Source organism: Mesorhizobium sp. L-8-10, from assembly GCF_016756635.1.
GTDB lineage: Bacteria > Pseudomonadota > Alphaproteobacteria > Rhizobiales > Rhizobiaceae.
Map to the genome: position 1 here is coordinate 1,774,263 of NZ_AP023263.1, position 25,994 is coordinate 1,800,256.

The 25,994-nt window shown below is 65.5% G+C and carries 27 protein-coding genes; 7 read left to right on the forward strand and 20 right to left on the reverse strand.

Going from position 1 to position 25,994, the window contains the following annotated elements:
* Positions 1-8: 8 nt before the first annotated feature.
* From JN280_RS08210 to trpB, 5 genes are all read right to left on the reverse strand, one after another.
* The gene (locus JN280_RS08210) at positions 9-887 is read right to left on the reverse strand and encodes a lytic transglycosylase domain-containing protein (RefSeq protein ID WP_202311371.1); all 879 of its coding nucleotides are present in this window, start codon (positions 885-887) and stop codon (positions 9-11) included.
* Complete coding sequence (gene ispG / locus JN280_RS08215; RefSeq protein WP_202311372.1) at positions 856-2,109, reverse strand: flavodoxin-dependent (E)-4-hydroxy-3-methylbut-2-enyl-diphosphate synthase; 1,254 nt, start codon at positions 2,107-2,109, stop codon at positions 856-858. Before ispG ends, JN280_RS08210 begins: the two co-directional genes overlap by 32 nt.
* A gap of 211 nt (positions 2,110-2,320) precedes the next feature.
* On the reverse strand, positions 2,321-4,204 hold the full coding sequence (locus JN280_RS08220; RefSeq protein WP_202311373.1) for an MFS transporter: 1,884 nt from the start codon (positions 4,202-4,204) through the stop codon (positions 2,321-2,323).
* A gap of 253 nt (positions 4,205-4,457) precedes the next feature.
* On the reverse strand, positions 4,458-5,309 hold the full coding sequence (gene trpA / locus JN280_RS08225) for a tryptophan synthase subunit alpha (protein ID WP_202311374.1): 852 nt from the start codon (positions 5,307-5,309) through the stop codon (positions 4,458-4,460).
* Between the two features lie 2 nt (positions 5,310-5,311).
* Positions 5,312-6,562: a tryptophan synthase subunit beta gene (gene trpB / locus JN280_RS08230; protein WP_202311375.1), complete on the reverse strand. Its 1,251-nt coding sequence runs from the start codon at positions 6,560-6,562 to the stop codon at positions 5,312-5,314.
* Between the two features lie 238 nt (positions 6,563-6,800).
* Here trpB and JN280_RS08235 point away from each other — a divergent pair, with 238 nt between their 5' ends.
* Both JN280_RS08235 and JN280_RS08240 read left to right on the forward strand, forming a co-directional pair.
* A complete protein-coding gene (locus tag JN280_RS08235; protein WP_244743103.1) occupies positions 6,801-7,742 on the forward strand; it encodes an AraC family transcriptional regulator in 942 nt (313 codons plus the stop codon).
* Between the two features lie 163 nt (positions 7,743-7,905).
* Positions 7,906-8,619, forward strand: coding sequence for a GntR family transcriptional regulator (locus JN280_RS08240; RefSeq protein WP_202311377.1), 714 nt, complete (start codon positions 7,906-7,908; stop codon positions 8,617-8,619).
* A 171-nt stretch (positions 8,620-8,790) separates the two neighbouring features.
* On the opposite strand, the gene JN280_RS08245 is transcribed toward JN280_RS08240, so the two are convergent.
* The 5 genes from JN280_RS08245 to ykgO all read right to left on the reverse strand — a co-directional run bounded on the left by JN280_RS08245 (position 8,791) and on the right by ykgO (position 11,613).
* Complete coding sequence (locus JN280_RS08245) at positions 8,791-8,961, reverse strand: hypothetical protein (RefSeq protein ID WP_202311378.1); 171 nt, start codon at positions 8,959-8,961, stop codon at positions 8,791-8,793.
* Between the two features lie 178 nt (positions 8,962-9,139).
* Positions 9,140-9,541 carry a hypothetical protein gene (locus tag JN280_RS08250; RefSeq protein WP_202311380.1) on the reverse strand — a complete coding sequence of 134 codons (402 nt, stop codon included), beginning with the start codon at positions 9,539-9,541 and terminating at the stop codon, positions 9,140-9,142.
* A gap of 118 nt (positions 9,542-9,659) precedes the next feature.
* Positions 9,660-10,721 (reverse strand): alpha/beta fold hydrolase, encoded by a 1,062-nt coding sequence (locus JN280_RS08255; RefSeq protein ID WP_202311382.1) that lies wholly within the window; start codon positions 10,719-10,721, stop codon positions 9,660-9,662.
* A 76-nt stretch (positions 10,722-10,797) separates the two neighbouring features.
* On the reverse strand, positions 10,798-11,388 hold the full coding sequence (locus JN280_RS08260) for a tetratricopeptide repeat protein (protein WP_202311384.1): 591 nt from the start codon (positions 11,386-11,388) through the stop codon (positions 10,798-10,800).
* A gap of 99 nt (positions 11,389-11,487) precedes the next feature.
* The gene (gene ykgO / locus JN280_RS08265) at positions 11,488-11,613 is read right to left on the reverse strand and encodes a type B 50S ribosomal protein L36 (protein WP_202311386.1); all 126 of its coding nucleotides are present in this window, start codon (positions 11,611-11,613) and stop codon (positions 11,488-11,490) included.
* Between the two features lie 146 nt (positions 11,614-11,759).
* On the opposite strand from ykgO, the gene JN280_RS08270 reads away from it, so the two are divergent.
* The 3 genes from JN280_RS08270 to JN280_RS08280 all read left to right on the forward strand — a co-directional run bounded on the left by JN280_RS08270 (position 11,760) and on the right by JN280_RS08280 (position 13,489).
* A complete protein-coding gene (locus tag JN280_RS08270; RefSeq protein WP_244743105.1) occupies positions 11,760-12,530 on the forward strand; it encodes a DUF805 domain-containing protein in 771 nt (256 codons plus the stop codon).
* Positions 12,531-12,620: 90 nt separating this feature from the next.
* The gene (locus JN280_RS08275; RefSeq protein ID WP_446720718.1) at positions 12,621-13,010 is read left to right on the forward strand and encodes a DUF6152 family protein; all 390 of its coding nucleotides are present in this window, start codon (positions 12,621-12,623) and stop codon (positions 13,008-13,010) included.
* Positions 13,011-13,021: 11 nt separating this feature from the next.
* Positions 13,022-13,489, forward strand: a complete 468-nt coding sequence (locus JN280_RS08280; RefSeq protein WP_202311388.1) for a hypothetical protein — start codon at positions 13,022-13,024, stop codon at positions 13,487-13,489.
* A gap of 58 nt (positions 13,490-13,547) precedes the next feature.
* On the opposite strand, the gene leuB is transcribed toward JN280_RS08280, so the two are convergent.
* Entirely contained in the window at positions 13,548-14,654 is a 1,107-nt protein-coding gene (gene leuB / locus JN280_RS08285; RefSeq protein WP_202311390.1) for a 3-isopropylmalate dehydrogenase, read from the reverse strand.
* 162 nt (positions 14,655-14,816) lie between these two features.
* On the opposite strand from leuB, the gene JN280_RS08290 reads away from it, so the two are divergent.
* Complete coding sequence (locus tag JN280_RS08290) at positions 14,817-15,791, forward strand: M23 family metallopeptidase (RefSeq protein WP_202311391.1); 975 nt, start codon at positions 14,817-14,819, stop codon at positions 15,789-15,791.
* A 71-nt stretch (positions 15,792-15,862) separates the two neighbouring features.
* Here the strand turns inward: JN280_RS08290 and JN280_RS08295 are convergent, their stop codons facing one another.
* From JN280_RS08295 to leuD, 3 genes are all read right to left on the reverse strand, one after another.
* Complete coding sequence (locus tag JN280_RS08295) at positions 15,863-16,246, reverse strand: RidA family protein (RefSeq protein ID WP_202311393.1); 384 nt, start codon at positions 16,244-16,246, stop codon at positions 15,863-15,865.
* 8 nt (positions 16,247-16,254) lie between these two features.
* The gene (locus JN280_RS08300; RefSeq protein ID WP_202311395.1) at positions 16,255-17,085 is read right to left on the reverse strand and encodes a hypothetical protein; all 831 of its coding nucleotides are present in this window, start codon (positions 17,083-17,085) and stop codon (positions 16,255-16,257) included.
* Positions 17,086-17,173: 88 nt separating this feature from the next.
* Entirely contained in the window at positions 17,174-17,779 is a 606-nt protein-coding gene (gene leuD, locus JN280_RS08305; RefSeq protein ID WP_202311396.1) for a 3-isopropylmalate dehydratase small subunit, read from the reverse strand.
* Positions 17,780-17,942: 163 nt separating this feature from the next.
* Between leuD and JN280_RS08310 the strand changes: the two genes are divergently transcribed.
* Positions 17,943-18,251, forward strand: coding sequence for a TFIIB-type zinc ribbon-containing protein (locus JN280_RS08310; RefSeq protein WP_202311397.1), 309 nt, complete (start codon positions 17,943-17,945; stop codon positions 18,249-18,251).
* A gap of 164 nt (positions 18,252-18,415) precedes the next feature.
* On the opposite strand, the gene JN280_RS08315 is transcribed toward JN280_RS08310, so the two are convergent.
* The 6 genes from JN280_RS08315 to JN280_RS08340 form a co-directional block, all read right to left on the reverse strand.
* A complete protein-coding gene (locus tag JN280_RS08315) occupies positions 18,416-19,048 on the reverse strand; it encodes a hypothetical protein (protein ID WP_202311398.1) in 633 nt (210 codons plus the stop codon).
* Between the two features lie 49 nt (positions 19,049-19,097).
* Complete coding sequence (locus tag JN280_RS08320) at positions 19,098-20,492, reverse strand: selenium-binding family protein (RefSeq protein ID WP_202311399.1); 1,395 nt, start codon at positions 20,490-20,492, stop codon at positions 19,098-19,100.
* Between the two features lie 483 nt (positions 20,493-20,975).
* Complete coding sequence (locus tag JN280_RS08325; protein WP_202311400.1) at positions 20,976-22,142, reverse strand: NAD(P)/FAD-dependent oxidoreductase; 1,167 nt, start codon at positions 22,140-22,142, stop codon at positions 20,976-20,978.
* Positions 22,143-22,190: 48 nt separating this feature from the next.
* Positions 22,191-23,774: a sensor histidine kinase gene (locus JN280_RS08330; RefSeq protein WP_202311401.1), complete on the reverse strand. Its 1,584-nt coding sequence runs from the start codon at positions 23,772-23,774 to the stop codon at positions 22,191-22,193.
* Entirely contained in the window at positions 23,762-24,460 is a 699-nt protein-coding gene (locus tag JN280_RS08335) for a response regulator transcription factor (protein ID WP_202311402.1), read from the reverse strand. Before JN280_RS08335 ends, JN280_RS08330 begins: the two co-directional genes overlap by 13 nt.
* A 4-nt stretch (positions 24,461-24,464) precedes the next feature.
* Positions 24,465-25,976, reverse strand: coding sequence for a DUF4153 domain-containing protein (locus JN280_RS08340; protein ID WP_342216175.1), 1,512 nt, complete (start codon positions 25,974-25,976; stop codon positions 24,465-24,467).
* Positions 25,977-25,994 lie beyond the last annotated feature (18 nt).

The following is a 25,994-nucleotide window of genomic DNA, read 5'->3' on the forward strand; positions in this document are numbered from 1 at the left end:
GCCGTTCGTTACCTGTTGCGCAGCACGACGCAGGAGCCGCCGATCCGACGGAGCTGGTTGCAGATGCCGTTGGCCTCGCCGCGATCGTCGGCGCCGATCCTGACGGCATAGATGCCGCGCCGGCCGATCGGCGTACGCACCCGGCTCACCACTGGCTCGTGGCCGGCGAGCAATGCCGGGAAACGACCCTTCAGCCGCTGCCACTGCCTGATCGCCGCGGCCTGCCGGAAGTTGCCGGCTACCTGGATGCCCCAGGGCTTGACGTTGATGGCGGCCATCGGGATCGTAGCCGACATGATGATCGGCAGCTTGCGGCAGGCGTCACGGAAAGGGAGTTTCGGGTCGAGCGGTTGCACCGTGCCGGCATGCGCCTTGTCGCTGAAGCTGTCGGCCGGCTCGCCCATGATGTCGATGACGTAGTTTTCCGTCTCCAGCGGCAGGAAGCCACCGCGCGCAAGCCAGCGCGAAACCCTGGATTCGCCGGCATTGTAGGCGGCCGCCGCCAGGCCGAGATTGCCGAAGCCGGCCTTGAGCTCGCCGAGGTAGCGCGCCGAGGCCGGGATCGCCTGGTCGATATCGTAGGGGTCGGCGAGGCCGCGCATCCTGGCTGTGCCGGGCATGAACTGCGCTATGCCTTGCGCACCCGCCGGGCTCAGCGCATTCGGGTCGAAGCGGCTCTCTTTCCAGATGAGCCGTGCGAAGAAATCGGTCGGCAGCCCGTGACGGGTTGCGTGGGCCTCGATCAGGTCGCAGATGCGGTGGATGGTGGGCGGCAAGGACCGGCCCGGCGGATCGGCGCGCGCGGAGCCCCCATGGAGCGCTGCGCCAAGAAGCAGCGCCAGCCCGACCGTGGTCCTATTCAGCCGCCTGCTTGCCGCTCCGGCCATAACGCTGCTCGATATAGTCGGCGACCATCTTCTGGAAATCGGCGGCGATCCCAGGGCCGCGCAGCGTCGCGGCTTTCCGGCCGTCGATGAAGACGGGTGCCGTCGGCGTCTCTCCGGTGCCTGGCAGCGAGATGCCGATATCGGCATGTTTCGATTCGCCGGGGCCGTTGACGATGCATCCCATCACCGCAACCTTCAGTTCCTCGACGCCGGGATAACGCTCCCGCCACACCAGCATGTTCCTGCGGATGTCGGCCTGGATCTCCTGCGCAAGCTCCTGGAACACGGTCGAGGTGGTTCTCCCGCAGCCGGGGCAGGCGGCGACGATCGGGATGAACTGGCGGAAGCCCATGGTCTGCAGCAGTTCCTGCGCCACCTGGACCTCGCGCGTGCGATCGCCGCCGGGTTCGGGCGTCAGCGAAATGCGGATCGTGTCGCCGATCCCCTGCTGCAAAAGGATGCCCATGGCGGCGGAGGACGCGACGATGCCCTTGGTGCCCATGCCGGCCTCGGTGAGGCCGAGATGCAGCGCATGGTCGGAACGCTGCGCGAGTTCGGCATAGACCGCGATCAGGTCCTGCACCTGGCTGACCTTGGCGGACAGTATGATCCGGTCGCGCGGCAGGCCGATTTCCTCGGCCGCCTCGGCCGACAGCAGCGCCGACTGCACGATCGCCTCGCGCGTCACCTGCTGGGCGGTCAGCGGCGAGCCGTTTTTCTGGTTGTCGTCCATCAACCGGGTGAGCAGGTCCTGGTCGAGCGAGCCCCAGTTGACCCCGATGCGCACCGGCTTGCCGTAGCGGATCGCCATCTCCACGATCGCGGCGAACTGCTTGTCCTTCTTTTCCTTGAAGCCGACATTGCCGGGATTGATGCGGTATTTGGCGAGCGCCTCGGCGCAGGCCGGATGATCTGCAAGCAAACGGTGGCCAATATAATGGAAGTCGCCGACCAGCGGCACGTCGATGCCGAGCCGCATAAGCCGTTCATGGATGCGCGGCACGGCCGCCGCGCTCTCGTCGCGGTCGACGGTGATGCGTACGATCTCGGAGCCCGCCTTGTGGAGCGCGGCGACCTGCGCCACCGTCTGGTCGATATCGGCCGTGTCGGTATTGGTCATCGACTGCACCACGACCGGCGCGCCGCCGCCGACCATGACACCGCCGACATCGACCCCGACCGAGGCGCGGCGGGGGAAGGGGGAGGAAAAATACCCGGTCATGTCGGGTGGCCTCTCGCGTTTGGGGCAATCCTGGAAGCGCCGGAACCTGTTCGGTTCGGAACCCGCGGCCGGGAATTGCGCAGAAAGATGCGGTCCGGCCCTGAGGTGGAGGAGCGCGCGCCGTCTGTCAATATGCAGCGAGGGCGCAGCCGCCAATCAAAAGCCCCGGCAGGCTCGCACCTGCCGGGGCCTCTTTCGGGGCTCGCCGGAGCTAGTCCTTGGCGTGGAGGTCGGTGCCGAGCGTGTCCTTGACGAAGATCATGCCGATGATCAGCGACATGGCCGCGATGGCGATCGGGTACCAGAGGCCGTAGTAGATGTCGCCGGCCGCCGCGCTCATGGCGAACACTGTCGCCGGAAGCAGACCGCCGAACCAGCCGTTGCCGATGTGGTAGGGCAGCGACATGCCGGTGTAGCGGATGCGGGTCGGGAACATCTCGACCAGGATCGCCGCGATCGGGCCGTAGACCATCGTCACATAGACGATGAGCACGAACAGGATGGCGATGATCATCGGCCAGTTCACGCCGGCCGGATCGGCGACCATCTTGAAGGCGCCGGCGCCGGGGATGCTGAAGACAGAAACTTCGGTCGCGCCGGCCGCTTCCTCGGCCGTGACCAGCTTGTCCTTGATCGCCTGCTCGACCGGAACCGTTGCCTTTTCTCCGCCGCGGATCGCGGCCGCGTCGAGCTTCAGTTCGGGATTGGCGGCGATGAAAGCGTCGAGCTTCTGGTCGGCGACCTTCGCTGCGTCGCGCACCAGCGGATAGCCGGCGCCTTGCAGGGCGACGTTCACAGCCTTTGCGAAGGCTGCGTCCTTGACCTTGGCCTGGTCGCCGGCGGCAACGGCGTCGAAGGACTCGATCGTCGTCTCGCCGATAGTGACGGTGGCCGCCTTGCCGGCCTCCCCAATCACCACATCATAGGGCACCGAGTTCCGGGTCAGGAAGGAGGTGGCTATGTCGCAGGAAGTGGTGAACTTCGCCGTGCCGGTCGGGTTGAACTGGAACCTGCAGTCGCCGGGAGCAGCCGTGATCTTCGCGCGGACATTCTGCTGCGCCGTGGCGAGCGCCGGATTGGCGGCCCAGGTCAGCGCCTTGAACAACGGGAAGTAGGTCACGATGGCGAGCGCCAGGCCGGCCATGATGATCGGCTTGCGGCCGACCTTGTCGGACAGCCAGCCGAACACGACGAAGAAGACCGTGCCAAGCGCGAGCGCGATGGCGATCATCACGTTGACCGACTGGGCGTCGACCTTGAGCACGTTCTGCAGGAAGAACAGCGCATAGAACTGCCCCGAATACCACACCACGGCCTGGCCGGCGGTGAGGCCGAACAGCGCCAGCAGCGCGATCCTGGCGTTCTTCCACTGGCCGAAGGCTTCCGAGAGCGGGGCCTTGGAGCCCTTGCCCTCTTCCTTCATGCGCTGGAAGGTCGGCGACTCGTTGAGCGACAGCCGGATCCAGACGGAGACGCCGAGGAGCGCGACCGAGACGAGGAACGGAATGCGCCAGCCCCAGGCCGCGAAGTCTTCCTTGCTCATCACGCCCTGGATGGCGAGGATGACGATCAGCGACAGGAACAGGCCTAGCGTCGCGGTCGTCTGGATCCAGGACGTGTAGTACCCGCGGCGGTCGTCGGGAGCATGCTCCGCGACATAAGTCGCGGCGCCGCCATATTCGCCGCCCAGCGCCAGGCCCTGCAGCATGCGCAGCGCGATCAGGATGACCGGCGCGGCGATGCCCCAGCTCGCTGAGCCAGGCAGAAGGCCGACCAGGAAGGTCGACAGGCCCATGATGAGGATGGTGACGAGGAACGTGTATTTGCGGCCGACCAGGTCGCCGATGCGGCCGAAGACGAGCGCGCCGAACGGGCGGACCAGAAAGCCCGCGGCGAAGGCCAGCAGCGCGAAGATGTTGCGCGTCGCCTCGGGATACTGGCTGAAGAAGGTCGCGCCAATGAAGGCGGCGAGCGAGCCGTAGAGATAGAAGTCGTACCATTCGAAGACGGTGCCGAGCGAGGAAGCGAAGATGACCTTCTTTTCCTCCCGCGACATGCTTCGGCTCGAGCTGCCGACGATTGTCGTAACTGCCATGGGTCGTAGTCCTCCCGTGAGACCTCGGATGATCCGCTGTTCCGCGCATCGCTCATCTCACTCGGGATGCGCGCCAGTGCGCGGAGACTGTCACAGTCATCCTTGGAAAGGCAGCGATGCTTTGGGATTATGACTTTTGTCCTACACCGAAAGACCATAGCTGTCGCTCAGGAAGCTGGCGATGATCGTGCCCGCGGCCGAAGGAGGCGCGGCCGCATCGCCCAATCTTGGCCGGGCGCCGGCTGTTCGTGGACTATTGGCCGCCGGTCACGGCATTGGGAGGAGGCATCCGCGCAGCCCCGGCGGATGCAACGGCATCACGCAAGCTGCTTGCAAACGCGCTCGCCGTCGCAACGCCGGCGCCGGTTTCCATTCCGCGGGCGATGGCCCGAACCATTTCGGTGCCCACAATGGCGCCGTCGGCGATCTCGCTTAGCATCCTGACATCGGCGGGCGTCTTGATGCCGAAGCCGACGCAGATAGGCAGCGAGGTGCAGGCGCGAATGCGCTCGACCAGGTGTCGCACCGTCTTCGAATCCGGGCTCGCCGCGCCCGTGGCGCCGTATGTCGAGACGCAATAGATGAAGCCCGTGGCCCGAGCGACCAGTTGCTTCAACCGCTCATCGCTCGCATTGGCTGCAATCAGCCTAATGAAGTTCAAGCCGGCCCTGAGGGCGGGCAGGCAGAGCTCCTCGTCCATCTCGGGCGGCAGGTCGACGACGATCAGCCCGTCGATGCCGGCTTCGAGCGCGTCGGCCACGAAGCGCTCGACCCCGTAGCTGTAGATCGGGTTGTAGTAGCCCATCATGATGACGGGCGTGTCGGCGTCGTGCCTGCGGAACTCGCGGGCGAGCTGCAGCGTCCTGGCCAGGGTCTGGCCGCCCCTCAGCGCCCGCAGCCCCGCCGCCTGGATCGCCGGGCCGTCGGCCATCGGGTCGGAGAACGGCATGCCGAGCTCGATCACGTCGCTGCCGGCCCCGGGCAGCGCCTTCATGATCGACAGCGAGGTGTCGTAGTCGGGGTCGCCGCCCATGAAATAGGTGACCAGCGCCGGGCGGCCCTCGGCCTTGAGCTTTGCGAAGCGGCGGTCGATGCGGGTCGTCATGATCAGATCTCCATGCCCATCATCTGGGCCACCGTATGCACGTCCTTGTCGCCGCGGCCCGACAGGTTGACGACGACGATCCGGTCCTTGTCCATGGCGGGCGCGAGCTTGACCGCATGGGCGATGGCATGGGCCGATTCCAGCGCCGGGATGATGCCTTCGACCTTGGTGGTCAGCTGGAAGGCGTCGAGCGCCTCGTCGTCGAGGATGGGCACATAGTCGACGCGGCCGCTGTCGCGCAGCCAGGCGTGCTCGGGCCCGACGCCGGGATAGTCGAGCCCGGCCGAGATCGAATGGCCGTCGAGGATCTGGCCGTCGTCGTTCTGCAGGAGATAGGTGCGGTTGCCGTGCAGCACGCCCGGCCGCCCGGCATTCATCGAGGCGCAGTGCTCGATGCCGTCGAGGCCGCGTCCGCCGGCCTCGACGCCGACGATCCTGACGCCGCGGTCGTCGAGGAAGGGATGGAAGATGCCGATGGCGTTGGAGCCGCCGCCGACGGCGGCGATGACGACGTCGGGCAGGCGGCCCTCCTGCTCGAGGATCTGGGCCCGCGCCTCGGTGCCGATCACCGACTGGAAGTCGCGCACCAGCTCCGGATAGGGATGCGGGCCGGCGGCGGTGCCGATCAGATAATAGGTGTCCTCGACATTGGTCACCCAGTCGCGCAGCGCCTCGTTCATGGCGTCCTTCAGCGTGCCGTGGCCGGCCGACACCGGCCGCACCTCGGCGCCCAAAAGCTTCATGCGGAAGACGTTGGGTTTTTGCCGCTCGACGTCGGTGGCGCCCATATAGACCACGCAAGGATAGCCGAAGCGGGCGGCGACCGTGGCCGAGGCGACGCCGTGCTGGCCCGCACCCGTCTCGGCGATGATGCGCTTCTTGCCCATGCGCTTGGCCAGGAGGATCTGGCCGAGGCAGTTGTTGATCTTGTGCGAGCCGGTGTGGTTCAGGTCCTCGCGCTTGAAATAGACCTTGGCGCCACCCCCGCGGCCCTTGGCCGCGGAAACCTCACGAAGATGGCGCGTCAGCCCCTCGGCGAAATAGAGTTTCGAGGGCCGGCCGGCATAAAAGGTCGACAGCGCCTGCAGCTCGGCGCGGAAAGCCGCATCGTCCTTGGCCTCGTTCCAGTGCCGTTCGAGGTCGAGGATCAGCGGCATCAGCGTCTCGGCCACGAAGCGGCCGCCGAAGATGCCGAACATACCCTGCTCGTCGGGGCCGGTGCGGAAGGAATTCGGATCTAAGGGCTTGTTCATACGTCTCGTCCTTGCTCGACGGCGATAATCACCTCGCCGGCGGGGAACAGGTCAAATGGAACCGTCATGGCGAGCGGTTCGATATTATGCTTTATTTTCAATAGCGTACTCGATCGTTCGATGAGCTGCCGATCGCCTGCTTGTCCACCCCGGCCGGATAGACAACCCGCCCCGACGTCCCTATCCTTTCGTCAAGATGGTGCCCGACCTGATCGACGCTTCAAATCGGCTGGCCAGCGTGCCGGGTCTCTGCTCCGGCAACGCAGACGAAGCTGTCGCGGCCCTGTCGACCCGCTATCGCCCACATCGGCTGTTGCTGTCGAACCAGACGGCGGGGCTCGATTTCCGCCATCACGCGATCACTTCGGGGGCCGCTTCCCTCAATCTCCTCCATTATGGTCCCGAACTCATCGTCGACGCCGGCACGTTCGACAGTTTCTACATGCTGGAGTTTCCGCTCGGCGGCGGCGTCGACGTTCGTTATGGCGACCAGCGCGTATCGTCGCGCGTCGGCAGCGGCCTTGTCCTGTCTCCAGGCGCCTATGTGCGCTCCACATGGCGTGCCGACACCACGCAGGTGATGTTGAGGCTGGACCGTGGTTTCGTTGAACAGGCCTGGCAACGCTATACGGGCGAGACCACGCGGCGGACACCGGTCTTTCAGGCCGAACTCGACCTCCAGACACCGGCCGGGCGACGCATCGCGCGCCTGATCGGATTGATGGCCGCGGAACAGATAGAGGCAGGCTCGGCGGTGCTGTCGCCAATGCCCCTCGTCCATGCGGTGCTCGATACCCTGTTCGATCAAGTTCCCGTCACCCCGGTCGCTACCGTTGAGGCGGCGATGGCCGGACCCCTGCCGGCTCATGTCAGAGGTTTCCGCAGATTGCTCGACGACCCCCGGCAATTGCCGGCGACGGTCACGGAACTGGCGCGACGGCTGGATGTCTCGCCGCGGACGCTGACGACAGGCATGCGGCGCTTCACCGGTCTCTCGCCCCACGAGTACTTGACGATGCGGCGAATGGAACACGCCCGGAAGCTGCTGGACCGCGGCGGGATGTCGATTGCCCGTGTCGCCGAAAGCGTCGGTTATGCCCATGCCGGGCGATTTGCGGCCTCCTTCCGCGCCTATTGCGGCGTCAACCCATCCCGCTTGGCCGGTCAGGGAGACTTCTGACCGGGACATTTGCGGAACCGGCGGTCCGTTTCGGGAAGGGGAACCGGGCTGAGCCGCGCGGTGAGGTTGACAAGACCGGGCCCCGGGCCTGCACCTGACCACGGGGATGGAGGTGTAGATTGCGCGGCAGCGGCCTGTTCGTGATTGACGCCGGGACAAGGGTTTGCCGGCCTTGAACGTCGAGAGGAAGCAATTCGCCTACGACCGCATCGCGCGGGCCATAGCGGCGGAGTTGACGAACAGCCTGTGGCGCAGCGGCGACCCGCTTCCATCGGAAATCGAACTTGCTTCCCATTTCGACGTTACCCGCAGGACCGTGCGGAAGGCCTTGGCTTTGATCGAGAAACAGGGGCTGATCGTCAAGGGTCGTGGCCGCCGGACCCTCTATCGCGGAAGGGTCATAGACTGGCCTCACGACATGGTGGTCGATCTCCCGACCGCTGCGCGCCGGGCGGGTTTCAGGCTGTCCACCCGGGTGCTTCGCATCGGCGAGATCGGCGCCGGAATCGGCGAGGCACACGCCCTTGGCGTTCCGCTGGGCGAACCGCTCGGCGAAATCTGCCGCCTGAGGCTGTTCGACGGCAAAGCGGTCGTGCAGCAGCGATCGATGCTCCCGCTCGACATCGCGCTGCAGATCCCCAGCGTCGAACTGGAACGTCGCTCCCTCTATGAACTGATCCGACGCAGAAGCGGCGCTGGCGACCTCTTCATTGCCGACGAGCATTTCGCGCCGTCACATGCCACGGAGCAGGAAGCGCGTCTTTCCGGGATCGAGGAAGGCAGGCCCGTCGTGCGCGTGACGCGCGTCGTCGGCGAGACGGGACGGGCCGTGGAATACTCCAACGCGATCCTGCTGGCCCCCTATTTCCGCTTCTGATCCCGGGTTGCGGTCGGTGCGTGGTCGCTGGACCGGGGGCAGCCAGGCGTCGCGGCGGTCGCTGTGCCACGCAGTCTAGGTCGACTGACGGTCGATGCGCCCCGGGGGGCGGCCGTCATCGGCCCGAAAGCCGCGCGGGATTTTCGGGCCGATGCGGTGGCGTCCCTCGGATCAGGCGGCCTTGTCGGTTGCGTCGCTGAGATAGCCGCGCTCCTTGAGCCAGCGCGCGATGACGAGCTCGACGAGCGAGGAAACCGAACGGTGGTCGTCCTTGGCGGCCTTGACGAGGGCTTCCTTGATTTCTCGCTCGATGCGGAAGCCGAGGGGGTGTGTTTTCGACATGTGTGGTCCCTTCAAACAACCGAGCCTGCAAGGCGCCGACTTGGTCCCGTGCGGCGGGACAGGCTTCGGTGGGGCAGAAGGATGCGACGACCCGCATCCTGTGGACGGCCGGTCCCGCCTGGGAAGGAATTTCGTGATGGTGGCAGGCCGGCCGGAGATCGGTGGGTGGACGGACAGATCAGGCGAGGGCCGGCGGTGCTCGGGAACTGAAGCCCGTGGCGGTGTTCTGACTGGTCTGGTCGGCGGCGCGGAAGGACAGGGTGACCAGCACTCTGCTCGCGACCGCGGGCGGGGCAGGCAAGACGACCGGTGCGGCGTCGTCGCAATCGCCGCGTGGATCGTTCTTCCAGGCACGCTCGGTCTCGGCCGGCGCGACGAGAGCGGACGCGTCGGCGATATGACGCAATGGACCTTCGGAAGGGCCGATTTCGCGCAATGTCCGCACGCCGCCGGATTCTTCTGCGGGGCTCGCCACGATCGGCGTCGCAGCGGCCGCGAATGCGGCGAACAGCCAGGACAGAAGGCTTTGGAACAGCCTCCTCTCGCTGAACTTGCTCTCTGGCTTGCCGGTTGCTTCCATCTGACAGGCGCCGCCGAATCCCGAACATCCGCAGGGAATTGCAGACAAATGTCATATTATCGCTCGGGCTGCCAGTTCAATAGCGCCGGGAGTGAATGCCGGCGGCTTGCGCCGGCTTTCAGCGCGCTGCGAATGCCTTCGTCGGAGCCTTCGCGTCGACGCATTCGACGTCGAGGATGTCGCCGGCCATCCTGGCCTCGGCCAGAGCTGCTATCGCGCGCAGGTCGCGCTCCCTGCCTGCCACCTTCTCGATCGCCGCTGCGACGAGCTCGGGTGCGTGCCAGTCGGGCTTGTGGCCGAGGTTGCGCACCCAGACGAGCTCCGCGCCGGGAATGTCGCGCGCCAGGCCGACCGAATGGATTTCCTCATAGACGACCGTGTCGCGGTCGCCCGAGATGACGACGGTGGGCACGGCGATCTCGCGATAACGCGGTGCCGCCGTCGAGACGTGGCGATAAAGGCCTTCCACGTCGACGGCGTTGAAGCGGAAAGCGGATGGGCGCAGGACGAGAGGGATGGCGGCCGCCTGCAGATAGGCGTCGGGTACCTTGTTCGGGGCAAAGACGCATTCCGTGGCGGCGGCAACGCGGCGCGATCCGGCCGGATTGGCGATCGTCTCGACGAACAGGCGGCCGAGCCACGGCCGCGCCGCGATGCTGTAATACCAGGAGGTCCCGCCGCCGGGCCAGGGATGGGTGGCGGCGGAAACGAACACCAACCCGCTCGTCCTTTCGGGCCGGGTGAGGGCGAAGCCCGCGGCGACGGCGCCGCCGAAGGAGTGGCCGACGATGACTGCCCTGTCGATGCCGAGATGGTCCATCAGGGCCGCGATCGTCGCGGCCTGCCCGTCGGGCGTCTCGTTGCCGGCGCCGCGCTCGGACCAGCCATGACCCGGCCGGTCGACGAACAGTAGCTCGGCGCGGCCCTCCAGCAGCGGGCGCAAGGGCACCATCTGGTCGTTGAGATTGGCGCTGGCGCCGTGGATGAAGACGATTGGCGGCAGGTCCGCATCTGGGGACGCCGGCACGTGAACATAGTGGATGCGTGCCCCTCCGATCTCGGTGAAGCTCCCCACCGGGGGATGGCGGCGCTCGATCAGCCAGCTGCCGATGCGGGTGATACCGGCGAGCACGAGCAGAAGCGCGAGCGTGAAGGCCGCGAAGGCATAGAGAAGGTTCATGCGGGGCGAGACGAAGCAAGGAGAAAAGTGCGAAAGGAGCCTTGGCGCAGGGAACTGGCGCGACGGCGTCCTTCCATCAAATGCCTTCGCCCGCCAGTTCCTCCGACAGCGTCGCCACTTCGTTCTGGGCGCTGCGCATCATCGGGTAGATTTCCAGTACGCGCTGATAGGCATTGAGCGCGAGCTGCTTGCGGCCGGTGTTCTTCAGGACCTGCGCCATCCCCGAGAGCGCACCGAAGTGGCGCGGCTCGAGCTCCAGCGTGTGTTCGATGTCGGCCATCGACTTGGCGTAGTTGTTCATCATGAAGTGAACGGTGGCGCGGCGATTCCAGCCTTCCGGATAGTCCGGGTCGAGCGTCACCACCTGGTCGAGGAAATCGAGCGCGACGTCGAACTTCTTGGCTTCGATCGCGTCATTCGACCATGACATCATCAGGTCGATGGAAGCGCTGCCCGACTTGAACCATTCCTGCCAGATCCTGCCCGCGATTCGCTCGGCGGCCTTTTCATTGCGTTCGCGCTTGAGCTGCGCGAACAGCCCGTCGAGGCGGTTCTCATCGGTCTGGACGATTGATTGGCCGGATGCATCGCTGCCGGAATCAGCAGCCATTGCCGGCCCGGCACCGGCAAGAATCAGAAACAGAAAGCAGGCGAATGCGCTCCGCATGCCCGGAGTCTAACTTCGCTCGGCGGAAGGTCAAACTGAAATCCGCGTGATGCGGGATTGCCCGCGCCGATCCGGAAGCAAAACGCCTCCGGCGGGAGATCAGCCCTGGCGCGCCTTGTAGCGGGGAGCCGACTTGTTGATGATATAGACGCGGCCCTTGCGGCGAACCATGCGGTTGTCGCGGTGACGGCTCTTCAGTGCCTTGAGCGAATTCTTGATCTTCATTGGTCTAGCCCGTGGGTCGGGGCCCGTCGAGGGCCGAACATTAAGGGCGCGCCCGAGGACGCGCCCGAATTTGCGACTGGCTCATAGACGAGGAGTCTTGTCCATGTCAACCGTGCCCGATGTCATGGACAAAGATCCATCGGCGAATGAGCCTTCCTGCCGGAGATAACAGGAAAGCCGTCAGGCTGAGCGGCGGTCGGGGGGTGATCATGCGCGGGGAGGTGCTGCATTTCGACGAAGAACTGGGAATCGGCTTCATAGCCGGCGCCGACGGCAAGCGTTACTCCTTCGACCGTGGCGAGTTGCGCCAACATGCGCCGATCGGCAGGGGCACGCCGCTCGAATTCCTGCCGGACGGCGACGCCGCCCGCGAGATTTTCATCACGCGGGACGAAATGCAGGGGACAGGCGCTGGCGCCGTGGGCCGATTCGGCCGGTCTGCAGCGGCAAGCGATGCGGAGGACACGGGGCTTTGGGGCTATTTCTGGAGAGGGATCACCAGAAACTACGTGAATTTCAGGGGACGCGCGCGCCGCAAGGAATTCTGGGGCTACGTCCTGTTCTACTGGCTCGGCCTGTTCGCGGTGTCAGCCGCCGCTGCGGCGGCGGATTTCGGGCTCGGCAATTTCCAATCCGGCAGCGAATGGCCGGTCGTCAGCGTCGTTCTGGTTGTGGTGGTCCAGCTTGCCACCTTCCTGCCCACGCTCGCATTGCTGGTCCGCAGGCTGCACGACATCGGCCTGTCCGGATGGTTCTCGCTCCTCCCGATCGTGCTGTCGGTCGTGTTCAGCATCGTCGGCGCGATCGTAACATTCGTGTTCGGCCTGGTTCCCTCGCAGAAGCACGAGAACCAATGGGGACCCGTGCCGACGGGCGTCCGGTTCGACACAGTTCCGGTCGAAACGCCGGATGCCTGAAAGCTCGGAACTGGGGACGGCCTCCTTTCTATGTGATTTGACCATGCAGCCGCGGGCCATAAGTTCCTTGCATCTCGCAGGGAGACGACCATGACGACAATGCTGGCAAATGTCCGCCTGATCTGCCTCGCTCTCGCCCTGTCCGGAGCGGGCGCCGTCCCCGCGCTCGCCCATCACGGCTGGTCCTGGACGGTGGAAGAACTGTCCGAATTGAAGGGCGTCATCCGCAAGGTCTATGTCGGGAACCCGCATGCAACGCTCGATGTGGATGTCGACGGAGAGATCTGGAAGGTCGAGCTCGCCCCGCCCCGGGCCACCGAGCGGGCAGGCTTCACGGAAGCCTCGGCCAAGCCGGGCGATGAGGTTACGGCGATCGGCAACCGTTCGCTCGACAAGGCGGAACGGCGGATGAAGGCGGTCCGCATCATTGTCGGCGGCAAGACCTACGACGTCTATCCCAACCGGGCGCCGTCAGACTGATCCGGTCGGGAATGGCCGATATTCTCGCGGCGATCGAGGGGCTGCCGCCGGTTTTGGCGCTGAAGAGCTCCTTTGTCGCCTACCCGCTCGTCAACGCACTGCACATCCTGTTGATCGGCGCCCTGGTGACCAGCGTCCTGTTGATGGATCTCAGGGTGCTTGGCGCCTTTGGTTCTGTCCCCGCCGCGCCGTTCGTCGCCCTGCTGCGGCGTGTGGCATTTGTCGCCTTCGCCGGCGCGGTGCTGACCGGAGCGACCTTGTTCGCCGTCAGGGCAAGGGACTACGCGGCCTCGCCGGTGTTCCTGTTGAAGATGGTCCTGGTGGCGATCGCGATCCTCAACTTCCTGCTTTTCCGCCGGCTCGAGGCACGGGTCGCCAAGTCCGGCAATCTTCCCGCCTCCTTGCGGCTGCAGGTGATCTTCTCGGCGGCGCTCTGGCTCTGCGTGCTGGTCGCGGGCCGTTTCATAGGCTTCTATTAGAAAAGGGCCGGAAAACGGCTTTCCGGCCCTCTTTCTGTAAGAGCGTTATCCCCCGCGCTCAGGCGGCGCGGAAATGCGCGACGATGGCGTCACCCATCGCGGCTGTGCCGATCTCGGTCTTGCCTTCCGACAGGATGTCCCTGGTGCGCAGGCCCTCGTCCAGGACGGCCGAGATCGCCGCCTCCAGCCGGTCGGCTTCGGCGACCATGCCGAAGGAGTAGCGCAGGCACATGGCGAAAGACGCGATCATGGCGATCGGATTGGCGACGCCCTTGCCGGCGATGTCGGGGGCGGAACCGTGCACCGGCTCATACAGCGCCTTGCGGCTTCCGGTCCTGGCGTCGGGCGCGCCGAGCGAGGCCGAGGGCAGCATGCCCAGCGAACCCGTCAGCATGGCAGCGACGTCGGACAGCATGTCGCCGAACAGGTTGTCGGTCACGATCACGTCGAACTGCTTGGGCCAGCGAACGAGCTGCATGCCGCCGGCATCGGCCAGCATGTGGGTGAGCTCGACGTCGGAATATTTCGCCTTGTGGGTCTGGGCCACGACCTCTTTCCAGAGCACGCCCGACTTCATCACATTGTGCTTCTCCATCGAGCACACCTTGTTCTTGCGCGTGCGCGCCAGCTCGAAGGCGACGCCCGAGATGCGCTCGATCTCGAAGGTGTCGTAGACCTGCGTGTCGATGCCGCGCTTCTGGCCGTTGCCGAGATCGATGATCTCCTTGGGCTCGCCGAAATAGACGCCGCCGGTCAATTCGCGCACGATCAGTATGTCGAGACCCTCGACCACCTCCTGCTTCAGCGACGAGGACGCGGCAAGCGCGGGATAACAGATCGCCGGCCTCAGATTGGCGAAGAGCTGCATGTCCTTGCGCAGCCGCAGCAGGCCGGCCTCAGGACGGACCTCATAGGCGACGCCGTCCCATTTCGGCCCGCCGACCGCGCCGAACAGCACGGCATCGGCGGCGAGCGCCTTGGCCATGTCGTCCTCCGAGATGGCCTTGCCGTGGGCGTCGTATGCCGACCCGCCGACCAGGCCTTCCTCGGTCTCGAAGCCGGCGCCGAGATCGGCATTCATCACCGCGATCAGCTTCTTGACCTCGGCCATCGCCTCGGGACCGATGCCGTCGCCGGGCAGGAGGAGAAGTTTGCGCGATGCCATGGAGAACCCTCTTCGAAATTCTGCGGAAAACCGCGCTCTTGCTAACCGCGCGGGCCCCGATGCGCAAGGAGGAAACGGTCCATCTTCTTTCGGCGATGCCGGTTCCCTCCGTTGCGGAACCATTCTACCTTCCCCCGCATGAATAGGACGGCAATCATTCGATTGCTGGCCGCGTGCGGCTTCGTGCTTTTGAGCGGGCGGGCCGTATTCGCGCTGGACCTGGACCTGCCGGCCTTGTGCCGGATCGGGCAGGATTGCTTCGTCCAGCAATATCCAGACATGGGGAAGGGTTCGGCCGCCGTCGACCCGTTCTGCGGGACCGCCACCTATGACGGCCATGACGGCACCGACCTGCGCATCCTGTCGATGGCCGACGTCGAACGCGGCGTTCCTGTGGTGGCCATGGCCGATGGCAAGGTACTGCGGCTGCGCGACGGCGAGCCCGACCGGCTGGTGACCAGCCAGGCCGACCGCACTTCCGTATCCGGCAAGGAGTGCGGCAACGGGATGATCGTCGATCATGGCGAAGGCATCGAGGTCCAGTACTGTCACATGCGCCAGGGCAGCCTCTTGGTGCAGCCGGGCGAGACCGTGAAGCGGGGCCAGAGGCTGGGTGCGGTGGGCGCGTCGGGCCTCGCCCAGTTCCCGCATGTCCATGTCACGGTGCGCAGGAACGGCGAGGACGTCGACCCGGTGACGGGCAAGCCGCTCGCCGCCGGCTGTCTCGTCGAGGGCGAGGCCAGGCATCCGCTGTTCTCGGCCGAAATCGTCGACGCACTCGGCGAAGCGGGTCCTCAGATCATCGCCCTCGGCCTGGCCGGTGGGCCGATCGATCATGCGGCCCTGTCGGTTTCCGGGCCGCCGTCCGCGGCCAAGGCGTCGTCGCCGGCGATTGTCGGTTGGGCCTGGTTCATCAATCTCCGCCGGAGCGACAGGGTCGTCGTCAGGCTCGTCGGCCCGGACGGACAGGAGATCGCGCTCAACCGCAGCGACCCGATGGACCGCAACAAGGCGGACTATTCGGCCTTCGGCGGCAAGAAGGGTGCGCCGGCGTCCGGCGTCTATCGCGTCACGGCAGGCGTAGAGCGCGACGGCAAGGCTCTGTTCAATAAGAGCGGGGAGTTCAGAGTGGAGTAGCAGAAGCGGACGCCGGGCGAGGGGAGTTTGGCGTCCGATCCGCGATGGCTAGCGCGGCCGGCGAGAGCCGCCTACGCCGTCCGCCGCAGCGCCGTCACCTCGATCTCGATCTTCATTTCCGGCTTGTTGAGCGTGCATACGATCATGGTCGCCGCCGGCCGGATGTCGCCGAAGATCTCGCCGAGGATCGGGAAGACCCGGTCCACATAGGCCTGGTCGGTGATGTAGTAGCGGGCACGCACGACGTCGGCCATATCGAAACCGCCGTCCTTCAACGCCTTGGCGATGGTCGCAAGACAGTTGCGGGTCTGGTCCTCGACGCTGTCCGGCATTGTCATGGCTGCATAGTCGTAGCCGGTCGTGCCGGCGACGAAGCACCAGTCGCCCTGCACGACGGCGCGCGAATAGCCGGCCGTCTTCTCGAAGGGCGACCCGGTGGAGATGAGCTTGCGCATAGGTCCTCCTATTGCGGCGGATTGAACGCGGTGTGCATCGCCTGCTTCAGATCGGCCGGCCATCCGTCGAGGGCCGGCCACGTCCGTGGCTCCGGCTGGTCGCTTTCCTGCGCGAAGTAGAGTTTCTGGCCCCTGGCGTCGATGGCCATGAAGGCGTCGGCGCTGCCACAGGCGTGCGGCACGCAGCCGCTGGCATGGATGACGCCCGAGGGCAGCATCTGTGGCCCGCCGCCCACAAGCAGGCCCGTCATGACCTCCGTCAATGACGAGCCGAGCAGCTTCTGTGCGTCCCGGTAGATCGCTTCGTTGCGCAAGGCGTCGATGATGTTGTCCAGGCCGGACGGATCGAGATCGGACCATTGGGTGCCCGGCTGCGGCGTGAAGGTCAGCGTACCGGCGACCCTGACGCCTTCATCGGGCGACCAGACTTCCGCCAGCGCGGATTCGCCTGGGACGAGATAGGGCACGAAATAGATGCTGTCGCCGGTGACGGCGGCCGGCGGCGAACCGCAGTCCTCGCCGACGATGTCGCTCCTGATGTCGCCGCTTTCCGGCTTCCAGGCGATCACGGTCGCCGTGCCGCAGGCATTGCCGCCGTCTCCGACGGAAAACAGCGCCACCTGCCGTCCGCCTATGGTGACGGTCCGATCGTGATAGACGACATAGTTGCGGGCGATCTCCTTGCCGTCAAAGGCAAGGATCTTGTCCTGGTCCGCGGTCTCCGTGATCGTGAACCTGCCGCCCTCGAAGGGGATCTCTTCCGGCGCCGCCTGCTGGGCGTGAGCCGTCGCCGACACCAACAGGCCGGCCGCAAGCGCAAGGCGGTTCAGAGCCCGCATCGTCGTCTCCGGATCGAGGGCGGGTCCATGCCCGCCGGAAAGGTCGGTCCAAATGCCGCGAGGAATGCGGCGCAAAGCGTCGCGGCGGTCAGGCCCAGGGGCGGCTCGTAGCAGCCTTCTGCTCATAGGCAGCGATCGACGAGGCCTTCTCCATGGTGAGGCCGATGTCGTCGAGCCCGTTGAGCAGGCAATGCCGCTTGAAGTCGTCGAGGTCAAACTTGATGACGCCGCCGTCGGGGCCGCGGATCTCCTTGGTCTCGAGGTCGACCGAGAGCGTCGCGTTGGAGCCGCGGGACGCGTCGTCCAGCAGCTTGTCGAGATCCTCGGGGCTGACCGTGATTGGCAGGATGCCGTTCTTGAAGCAGTTGTTGTAGAAAATGTCGGCGAAGCTGGTCGAAATCACACAGCGGATGCCGAAATCGAGCAGCGCCCAAGGCGCATGCTCGCGGCTGGAGCCGCAGCCGAAATTGTCGCCGGCGACGAGAATCTGGGCATTGCGGTAGGCAGGCTTGTTGAGCACGAAATCCGGGTTCTCGGTTCCATCCTCGCGGAAACGCATCTCCGCGAACAGGCCGGCGCCGAGACCGGTGCGCTTGATCGTCTTCAGATAATCCTTCGGGATGATCATATCGGTGTCGACATTGACGATCGGCAAGGGGGCGGCGACGCCGGTGAGCTTGGTGAATTTGTCCATTGCGTAGACCCGTCGGTTGCGTTCCGGGAAATTGTCCTGGCCCGCTTTACACAAGGCCGGAGCGGAATCAAAGAGCCAGCGCAAGCGTCTCGCTCGCACATAGCCTTGAATGTTGCCTCCGCTTCCTTATCTCCCGAGCGCAGATGCTCAAAGAGGAACGACGATGAAGTGTCCTATCGACAATGCCGATCTGGTCATGGCCGAGCGCCAGGGCATCGAGATCGACTATTGCCCGAAATGCCGCGGCGTCTGGCTCGACCGTGGCGAGCTCGACAAGATCATCGAGCGCTCGGCGCCCGAGGAGCGGCCGCGTGCCGCCATGCGCGACGAAGGCCGGCAGCCGCCGCGTGACGAGGGCCGGTACGAGCGCCAGGAGCATCGCTCCTACGACAGCGACGACCGGCATCGGGGCGACCACCGTCCCTACAAGAAACGCAAGTCGCTGCTCGGCGAGCTCTTCGACTTCGACTGATAGACAGAGGCGGTGTGAGGGGCGTTGCCGGTGTAGTGAATGGTGAAATGGTGAATGGTGAATGGTAGTTTTCTGGATCCCGGAGGCCAAGTTCTGACTTCGTCGTTGGCCTTCTCGGGGAACTACGATCTATTCTTCACCATTCACCATTCACCATTCACCATTCACCAAACAACCAGTAGCGCCCCGCTCGCCACGAGGGCCGCGCTCCAGAGATAGTCGAGATTGATCCAGCTTCTCCGCAGGAACTCCAGGCCGAGCCATTCATAGACCAGGACCGAGATGGCGGCGATCACCGCCAGCATCGCGCCGGTATGGACGCCGAGGGCGGCAAAAGCCGTGCCGATCGAAGCCTGCGCGGTGATACCGGCTGCCGGTGTCCCCGAGAGGCACAGCGGCATCACCACCGGCAGCAGCATCAGGCCGGCGCCATGCGCGCTCGCCATCAGCAGCGACCAGATGGCGAGGCCAAGGAAGCCCGTCTGCATGCCGATCCGCACGCGGCGGCGATGTCCATAGGCCAGATGCCAGGCCGCCCAGCCGATCAGTACCGCGCCGGCCAATGGGCCGAGCCGGCCGTGATCGATGACGATCCCGAAAGCGAGCACGGCGGCCAGAACCGCTGCCACTGCCAAAGCGTGGCCGAGAATGATCGGCCCGAGCGAGGCGAACACCGTCGCCCGGCTCCTGCGATGCATGCCGAGGGCGACTGCGAACAGCCAGCCCATCGCCGGGTTCAGCCCGTGGAATGCGCCGAGCCCGGCAATGGCGAGCCACGGCGCCAGGCTCGACGTCATCTCTCTGCCCTTTGGGTCATCCCGATGCCCTGTGGGTCATTTCCGCGCCCTACGGAAAGCAGTAGGAATCGGAGGAGCAGTCACCGCCTTCCAGCCTGATCTGGTGCGGCAGATGGCCCTTCGGCCAGTCGATGAAGAATTTCTCGTCGAAGGCGAGGCCGCCATCGGGCTTGGCGTCGAGTTTCACCATCCAGCCGTCGAAGCCGCCCTCGTAGAACTGTGTGTCGATCACGCCATAGAGGGAGTTGGTGAAATAGACCCGTCTGCCGTCGCGGCTGACCTCGACCATTTGCGGGCCGCCGCCGAGCTTGCCGTTGTTCGCGCCGGGATGACCGGCGCGCGAGACGATGCCGCCGATCCTCACCTTGCCGGCAAGCTTCGGATTGAACGGATCCGAGACGTCATATTGCAGCATCTCGCCGGTCCCCCAGCAGGCGACATAGAGGAAGCGATCGTCCATGGACAGGTCGATGTCTGTAACCAGCGGCGGCACAGCCTTGAAGCCCTTGAGCAGCGGCGGCAGGTCGTCCTCGCTCGCCGGCTCAGCGGGAATCGAGATGATCTTCCTCACCGCCCATTTGTCGCCGTCGCGGTACCAGGTCCAGATCGACGACGACAAGTCCTTGAGGCTGATGACGCAGTTGACGAAACCATAGGCCTTGGTCGGGTCGTGCGCGGGCCTCAGTTCGAAGACGAGCTGGTTCTCCTCGCCGAAATCGATCTCCTGCAGGTGCTTGCGCTTGTTCAGGTCCCAGAAATGCAGGCGGCGGCCATATTTGGAGCCGAGCAGGATCTCGGGCACGAGCCCGTCCTCGAACATGTCGGGCGTGCCCCATTCGCTCGTCACCAGAGTATCGTGCCCGAGATGCCACCAGCCGTCATAGGCGAATTGCTGCGGTCCCCTGTCGATCTCCCAGCGGCCGAGCGGCTCGAAGCTCTCATGGTCCATCAGGAAGATGCCGCCGGGCGCCTTGCCCTCGGCATTGCCGAGCGCCGTGACATAGATGCCCTCGGGCCCGCAATGGATCGTGTGCGGCCGTGTGTAGCCGGTCTTTTCCGCGATCTCTTCGGGCTCGATGACCTTGACGATCTTCGGTTTCCTGGGATCGGGCTTGGTGTCGATGATGTGGATGCGCGACGAGCGCAAGCCCGGCACGACCAGATAGCGCCGCTCGACGTGGGGATGGGGAGCGTTCGGGCACAGCACGGAGGAACAGGCGTTCCAGCCGAAATGGTGAAGCTCGTCGCCGGCATTGGGCATGGCGACCGATCCCACGATCTTCGCATATGAGCGGCTCGACGGATCGACATCCACCACGGCAATGCCGTCAGGTGTCTTTCTCTGGGGATCGAACATCGCGACATAGGCGATGCTCTCGGGCTTGGCTTTCTCCGCCATGCGCGGCGACGGGTAAAAGCTCGCATCTGGACGCCAGCTTGCCATGTAATCCTCCCTTTCGTTTCCTCCATGCTGCGGCCGTAGCGCGGCCGGATGTTCAAGCCTTGATCGTGGCGGCGTCCGTGCGGCGCTCGACATGGCGCCAGCTCCCAGACGCAGCCGTGGCGAGGATGCTTGGCCGTGACGCAGGGGCGGCGATGACGGACGACAAGGCGATTGCCTCCTCGAAATCCCAACTCGGGATGCGGGCTGTCAAACAGTCCGGCCTGCGCGCCTGTACACGCGGTCGAGATGCTTCCGGCAAGGCGGCAGGCAACGTTGCCTGCGGTTCGAGAAAACGACCCGGCACGCGGGAGCCGTTTCCAAAAAGCACATCCCACTGTAGGACGCGCTCCCGGCGAGCGTCAATCGATCGTTTTCTTATGACCGCGAGTATTGTTCAAGCATTATCCCGGAAGAGGCCGTCTTCTGTTTTTGCTCTGTGAGCATCTCGCGCCAGAAGTGTATCGGAAGAAATTCGGATGCAACCTAAATCACGTTCAACTCGCGGAAAGGCCGGCCCTCGGCAATGCGCGCATAACCGAAGGCCGAGCAGTCGATGCTGCGATAGCCGCCATGGACGATGAGTTCGGCGAGCGCCTTGCCGACTGCCGGCGCCTGTTGCAGCCCATGGCCGGAGAAGCCGTTGGCGAAGATGAAGTTCGAAACTTCGGGATGCGGCCCGATCACCGCATTCTGGTCGAGCGTGTTGTAGTCGTAATGGCCGGCCCAGGCGCGGGTCGGCTTGATGGCCTCGAAGGCCGGGACGCGGGTGGCGAGCACCGGCCAGATCACCTCCTCGAACAGGGGCCAGGCCGGATCGAAATCGGCGGGATCCGCGGCGGTTTCGCCGTCCTCGGGCTCGGCACCGCCGGTGATATAGACCGAGCCTTCCGGGCGAACATAGATGCCGCTCGGATCGACCAGAAGCGGCATGTCGTCGAAGCGGTCTCGCGCCTCGAAGACGAAGACGTTGCGCTTGCGCGGTTCGACCGGCAGTGCAAGCCCCGCCATGGCTGCCACGGCGCCGGCATTCGGGCCGGCGGCGTTGACGGTCGTGCCGGCTTCGAGACGCTCGCCGCTCGCGAGCGTCAGCGCCGTCACCTTGTTGCGGGTACGCTCGATGCCGGCCACCTCGCCGGTCACGAAGTCCACATTCTTCTGCCTGAGCGCCCTGCGGAACAGCGTCAGCATGTCATTGGCGTCGAACCAGCCTTCGCCGCTGCGACCATAGGCGCCCGCGGCGATACCCTCGCCGGAGAGCCAGGAGAAGCGGCGCGTCAGCGCGTCGACGTCCTCGAGCAGGATGTCGGCGCCTTCGCGGGCCTGGATCGCATGGTTGGCCTTGAGCACCGGCAGGCCCTCCTCCGAGGCGAGAATCAGATAACCCTTCTCGCGGAAGCCGATGTCGGCGCCGGCGCCGAACTCCTCTTCCAGTCGGCGGAACAGGGCCAGGGTGAACTGCGACAGGCGAATGTTCTCGGGGATGGAGAACTGCTGGCGGATCGAGGCGCAGGACAGCGTCGTCGCCGCATGGGCGAATTGCGGATCGCGCTCGATCAGCGCGATCGAGCCGGAAAAGCCCTCCTCGCGCAGATAATAGGCGACCGAGCTCCCGACGATCGCGCCGCCGACGATCACGACATCATAGCCCATGCCCAGTCCTTCCCACGACCCAGTCCTGCCATGCCGAAGCCGGCGCGCTCAGGCGGCCGGCAGGACGATCTCGAAGCGCGTCCCGCGTTCGGAGTCAACCAGTCGGATCGCCCCACCATGCGCTTTCAGCAGCGCCGTGACGATGCCGAGACCCAGGCCGGTGCCGCCGGTCTCGCGGCGGGTGGTGAAGAAGGGCTCGAAAATATGGTGCCGGTTGCCGGGTGAAATTCCGTCCCCATCGTCGGTGACGGTGAAGATCACGCGGTCGCCGGCCGATCCGACATCGATGCCGAACCGCGTCGCGCCATGCCTGGCCGAGTTGTCGGCGAGATTGGCGAATACGATCCCGGCATTTTCCGCCGACATGCGGAAGCGCAGTTCCGCGCCGGTGCCGGCCTTGACCGTCAGGCCGCCGACGGGCGGCATAAGGCTCAGCGCCTCTCCGGCGGACGTGGTTTCCAGGCCCACGTCGAGGCTTTCTGCGCGCGTCAGCTCGAGCAGGCGGCGCACGAGCCGATTGAGCCGTTCCGAATCGGTGACGATATTGCCGGAAAAGTGCCGACGCTCGGCTTCGTCCATCTCCGCGCCGGAATCGCGCAGCAGCTCGGCCGCGCCCTGGATCGCGGTCAGCGGCGATTTCAGTTCGTGGGAGACATGACTGGCGAAGGTGCGGATCGCGTCCGAGCGCGCCTGCAGCTTCCCCGCCATGTCGAGAAAGGCGCTGGAGAGCTCCGCCATTTCGCGCGTGCCGTGATGGTCGAGCGGCCGGATCGCGTCGCGCTCGCCCCCGGCGATCCGGCGCGTGCGCTCGATCAGCTCGTATATCGGCCGGCTGACGGCGCGCAGGAACAGGGCGGCGATCAGCAAGGTGCCGCCGAGAATGGCGATCGCGGCGAGCGCCACTTTGCCGCGTTCGCCATAGAGATGCTTCACGATGTTGTTCGGTGTGCGCGAAAGATAGACGACACCCGCCACCTTGCCTTGGACTTCAACGGCCATGGCGACGAAGACGCGCACCTTCGTGCCCCTGCTCACCGAATAGAGCGGCGGTGCCGGCTGGTCGGAGACCCTGAGCCGCAGCGCGCTGGCATAACGCCCGGCGAGTGCTTCGCGCACCTCCTCGACATGGGCAAGCGACTGGCCGACTTCCTGCCGGCCCGCGATCACCACGCCCGATGGATCGAGCAGGCGGAATCCCGCGAGCGTGACGTTCCTGGTCTCGTCGATGATGCCGGTGAGGCTCGCCCCGATCGCGGCGAAGCGCGGCTCGGCAGCGGCGGGCACGGCATCCGGCCGCCGCCCGAGCACGGCGTCGACCGCGAGATCGAGGCGCGGCTCGATCGGGCGGTAGGTCGCCTGCCGGGCGCTTGTTCCTTTGCCGGGAAGTGTTGCTCTGAATGCTGCTTCAGGGATCCCTGCTTCGCGGATCCTCTCCGCATAGACGGCGGCGAGCACCGCCCCTTGCGCGATCAGCTCCGCTTCCGTCTGCCGGACGAGCTGGTTCTCATAGAGCCGGAAAAAGAACAGGCCGACGAGCGGCAGCGCCATGACCAAGACGAGGATGGCTACGACGATCGTGGCGAGGCGCGGCCGCCATTTGCTGGGCAGCGATGAACCCGTCACGCGCCGCATCTTCCGATGCGGAAGCCGACGCCATGTACCGTCTCGATGGCGTCGGCGCAGCCGGCCGCCGCCAGCTTGGCGCGGATGTTGCGGATATGGCTGTCGACCGTGCGGTCGGCGACATGGATATTGACGGCATAGGCATTGGCCATGATCGTCTCGCGGGACAGGACGTGCGACGAACGGGCGATCAAGGTCTTGAGGATGCTGAACTCGAGCGCGGTGAGAGCCAGCGCCGTTTCGCCGAAAAGCACCACATGGCGCGCGGGGTCGAGGGTGAGCCGACCGTGGGTGAGCACCGTCTCATCCGCCGCTTCGGAAGACGTGGCGCTGCGCATGCGGCGCAGGATGACGCTGACGCGCGCGACCAGCTCGCGCGGGCTGAAGGGTTTCGTCACATAGTCGTCCCCGCCCATCTCCAGCCCGAGCACACGATCGATCTCCTCGTCGCGGGCCGACAGGAACAGGATCGGGGCATCCGACGCCCGCCGCACGCGACGGCAGACTTCGAGCCCGTCCATCTCCGGCATGCCGACATCGAGCACCATGAGATCGGGCGGCCGCCGCTCGAATTCCCGCAAGGCCGCAGCGCCGTCGCGGACCGAAGTCGTCGTCATGCCCGCCTTTTCGAGCGCGAAGCAGATCACCTCGCGTATATGCTGGTCATCGTCGGCGACGAGGATCCTGTGCGACATCGCTTCAGTAGCCCGGCATCGTGGGGTGGGTGACCGGTGCCGGCGGCTGCGGCGGGCGGCTATCGAGATAGGCGGTCAGCCGCCAGCCGCGCAAGGTCCGGGCGCGCCAGTCCCGTTGGGTCTCCCGGTACCTGTCCTCAGCGCTCTGGCGCGTCGCCGAAAGCATGATCCAGGCGTCCGTGCCGGCGAGATCGCGGCGGTCGAGCAGCCGGTCGATTGCCGGGAAAGCTGCCGGACCGAGCGATCTCAGATAAAAATGGTCGAGTGCAACGCCTTGGCCGGTCATCTCGTAGGAATGGTCCACATTGTAGTTTGCGATCAGGGCGGCGAAATTGACGAAGGAACACGCATAAAGGGTGGCTGAAAGCGTCAGAAGATTGGCGCCGAACAGCCATCCGTTCGATTTTTCGAGCGCGATGCGCACAAGGATCAGGACAAGGCCGGTCGCAACCAGTCCCATCCAGACGAAGGCCGCGACCCGCCAATAGGTCAGGGCATAGATTCCGACATAGAGGTCGAGCCGCAGGATCGAGGAGATCACCAGAAGGACGTTCTGGGCGATGAAGAGATAGACGAGCCGCCGGATGACGGGATCGCGTGACGTCGTGCCGGCTGGGCGCATGGCGGCGAGCACAAAGGCGGCGGCGAGCAGCGCGGTGACGATCAGCGGATAGGCGCCCCGATGGGCGTATTCCGCATAGGTGAGGTCGTCGGGAAGGGTGGCGCCGCCCCAGAGATAGGCGAGGTCGAGCAGCGACTGCACGGCGAACAACAGGTTGAAGACGACGAGCGCGCGAAGGATCGCCGCCTTGCCGAAGACGAGTTGGCCGATGGTGCGCGTCGCGTCAGGGGCGATGGCCTGCGGCGTCGCCGCAAGCCACGGCGATGGTGGTTGTGGCGCGGGGAGATACGCCAGCCGCGGCCGCAGGAAAGCCCAGACGGCGACCAGGACGAAGAGCCAGAAGCCGAGCCTTGCGACGTCGACATGCTCGAGCAGGGCGAAGACGTCGACGCGCGACAGCCAGTCTTCAACGACGGGATTGGCGATGCCGAACAGGGCGACGAAGACGGCGCCGAGGCCGAGTGGCAGGAGCCAGGCGGCAAGCCGTGCCGCACTGGCTCGTACGCCTTCGCGCCGCCACCGGAAGAAATCGAGAAGGAAGCCGAACGGCGCTGCAACCAGGAAGGCTGCGATCTGCCTGGCGATGCGCGGTATGCCCGGCCTGAGCAGGCCGGCGACCGACAAAGCGAATGCCGAGAGCGCGACGACGGCGATCGCGAAGGAGAGCGGGCTGACATTTTCCGCGAGCGGCAGAAGTGTTGTGGCGAGCAGGCAGAGCTGGAAGACGATTGTCCGGCTGCGGGCTGCCGCCGGATGCAGTATCAGCATCGCGGCCGTGACCGCCGCGCAGAAGATGAGCAGGCTGACGCCGATCATGCGGCCGAAGAATAGGAAGTCGGCAAGGACCACGAGCAGCAGCGCGCCGAAGAAGACAGGACGGAAGGTGTTCGTCACGGACGTGCTTTCATGCGG